The sequence below is a fragment of the Leptospira soteropolitanensis genome (assembly GCF_026151655.1).
GTDB lineage: Bacteria > Spirochaetota > Leptospiria > Leptospirales > Leptospiraceae > Leptospira_A > Leptospira_A soteropolitanensis.
This window is the reverse complement of sequence record NZ_JAMQPN010000045.1, coordinates 1-1,922: the sequence shown is the minus strand read 5'-3', so window position 1 is coordinate 1,922 and position 1,922 is coordinate 1. Positions and strand designations below refer to the sequence as shown.

The 1,922-nt window shown below is 32.4% G+C and carries 3 protein-coding genes; all 3 read left to right on the top strand.

Annotated features, from left to right (window positions below; genetic code table 11):
- The first annotated feature begins 73 nt into the window (after positions 1-73).
- The 3 genes from ND811_RS19155 (at position 74) to ND811_RS19145 (ending at position 1,766) form a co-directional block, all read left to right on the top strand.
- A complete protein-coding gene (locus tag ND811_RS19155; protein ID WP_265353582.1) occupies positions 74-385 on the top strand; it encodes a type II toxin-antitoxin system MqsR family toxin in 312 nt (103 codons plus the stop codon).
- On the top strand, positions 382-771 hold the full coding sequence (locus ND811_RS19150) for a type II toxin-antitoxin system MqsA family antitoxin (RefSeq protein ID WP_135588811.1): 390 nt from the start codon (positions 382-384) through the stop codon (positions 769-771). Before ND811_RS19155 ends, ND811_RS19150 begins: the two co-directional genes overlap by 4 nt.
- A 206-nt stretch (positions 772-977) precedes the next feature.
- Positions 978-1,766: a hypothetical protein gene (locus tag ND811_RS19145; RefSeq protein ID WP_265353583.1), complete on the top strand. Its 789-nt coding sequence runs from the start codon at positions 978-980 to the stop codon at positions 1,764-1,766.
- Positions 1,767-1,922: the final 156 nt, after the last annotated feature.

Below are 1,922 nucleotides of genomic sequence, written 5' to 3'. Positions count from 1 at the left end.
ACCGTAAAATTAAATTTAGAATACGAACTTTTAAGCAGTTGACATTGTCTACCAATTAACCACAATAGCAATTGTGGAAAAACGCGTCTGTCATTATCCGTTAAAAAAAATCAAAGAACTGATAATGGAGGGAAAGTTTTCTATTACAAAAAACGCTCAAAAGACTGCAATTGAACAATTTGGATTTGGTGAAACTGAAATTATTAATGAAGTTCTCAATTTACATAATTCTGACTTCTTTAAATCAATGACTTCTCATAATAACCATTTGCTCTGGCATGATGTTTACAAAAAGGAAAGTATTTATCATAAACTTTATATTAAAATCCAAATTTCGAACAGTAATACATTAGTTATTTCTTTTAAAGGAGATGAAAACATATGAAAGATAAAAAATGGATCGATTGTCCTGTCTGTGGTGAAACAAATTCTATGGTTTTCAAAACTGATGTCTCTGAAAATTTCAATATTAAAGATTATGGAAACCTAAAAATCAATAATCTAGAAGGTTACTATTGCAAAAATTGCAAAGACGGAATTCTTACGCGAAAATCACAAAATCACATTAATGCTGCAATTGCTGAATTTAAGGCTAAAAAAGATGCTGAAGTTACTGTCGCTGCGGATCTTATTAGTGTTGATGAAATGGCAAAAAAGTTAAAATTATCTCGCCAATCTATTCATAAAATGATGAACATTGGAAAAATCAGATATGTTTTCGTTGGCGATATTAGATTGCCTTTAAAAAACCAAAAAGTCTCTCATAAATAACGGTCCAGCGCATAACAGCGGCGAATCGCTTCGCTTCGGGACTTGCGCCCTCGCTCGGTCTGCGACACATAGGCTTCTGGCACTCCTCTTGCTTACGCAAGCGTCGTTCCAGTCCCTAACGTCCCGTTGGGACTCAGGGTCAGCCTACGTCGATTAGCCTAATTCGTTATGCGCAATGCGATAAATCTAAACAAACAAGGAATATCATGAAAATAAAATATCTAATTGTTACTCTTCTTCTAATTGGGTGTTTTGAAAAAAAAGAAAAAAATGATGAAACTATTATTTCATCTATAATTTCTCCTGATAAACAAATCCGAATCGATTTTATTAATTCTGATTCAAATCCAATTTGTGAAAACAAACCAGCTTCTCTTTCGGATTCAGGAAAAATTCAAAAAATTTGTTTCTTTAGAATTTTCGACAATAATACAAATAAACTAATTTTGGAATTAAATCCAGAATCTGATAAAACCAAAAATAAAGAATTAATTAAATGTACACCTGAAAATTATCCTCTATCTGTTGCTTACGGTTTTATTAAACTAAACATCAATAATGAAATCATATTTGAAGATAATTACGCTATATATGGATCTTCAGGTGAATTTTCAAAAATAATCAAATTTAATTGGAAAAAATGTATTTTTACGACCATAGCCGAATTTGAAGAAGGAAATATAGGATGGCCTGATCCTGAAGGAAAAATATACTTTTATCTTACTAAAAACCAAATTTATGCCTTCTTAACACTTAAATCAAATAATTCGTTCAGAATTATTAAAACACAGGCAAATGATAAAAATAAATATTCAAACTTTTTTAGTAACGAACAAAATGATTTAAAGGAAGATGTTCAAATTCTGTATCAAGAGAATTTTAATATGGATGAAAAGGATTTCCCTGAATGGAAATTTAATTTTCCTTATTTTAAGGCAAATTTAAACGGAAAAGAAATAAAATTTAACTTAGAAACAGATAAAATAGAGAACTAATCGCACTGCGCATAACAGCGGCTTACTGCTTCGCTTCGGGACAAGCCCTCGCTTGGGCTACGCCAAATTGTCCTCCTGTCACTCGTTTGCAGTTGCAAACTACGTGCCAGTCCCTAACGTCCCGTCGGGACTCAGGGTCGGCCAACTTCAGTAAGC

What these genes read in the sequence shown, in the direction of transcription:
- ND811_RS19145 (WP_265353583.1), top strand. Translation starts at nt 978, where the DNA reads ATGAAAATAAAATATCTAATTGTTACTCTTCTTCTAATTGGGTGTTTT.
- ND811_RS19150 (WP_135588811.1), top strand. Translation starts at nt 382, where the DNA reads ATGAAAGATAAAAAATGGATCGATTGTCCTGTCTGTGGTGAAACAAAT.